The sequence below is a fragment of the Dietzia sp. E1 genome, assembly GCF_014145015.1.
Taxonomy (GTDB): domain Bacteria; phylum Actinomycetota; class Actinomycetes; order Mycobacteriales; family Mycobacteriaceae; genus Dietzia; species Dietzia cinnamea_A.
In genome coordinates, this window is the sequence record NZ_JAALDU010000047.1 from 1 (window position 1) to 297 (window position 297).

Below are 297 nucleotides of genomic sequence, written 5' to 3' on the forward strand. Positions count from 1 at the left end.
GTCGGGCGGGTACACCGCCAGCGCGGCCAGAGCGTCCGCGCGCAACTGATCGATCGGCCGGTCCAACCCGTCCGCGGCCGCCACCGCAGCATCGGTATCGATCCGCTGGCGCAGCAACTCCGCATCAGCGGCGGTGAGCTTGGCCCACATCGTGGCCATCCCGTCACGCCCACCGCGAAACCGGACCCGGCGCGTCTCAGCGGCCGCCTCGGCCGCCTCCTGCGCCCCGGCCGGATCGCACCGCTCCACCGCCTCATCGATCGCCGCATCCACCGCCGACCGGCTCGGCCGATCCCC

1 protein-coding gene is annotated in these 297 nt (G+C 74.4%); it reads right to left on the reverse strand.

Going from position 1 to position 297, the window contains the following annotated elements; translation table 11 throughout:
* On the reverse strand, nucleotides 1-297 hold a 297-nt coding region (locus G6030_RS02285), incomplete at both ends, for a DUF222 domain-containing protein (RefSeq protein ID WP_182642074.1).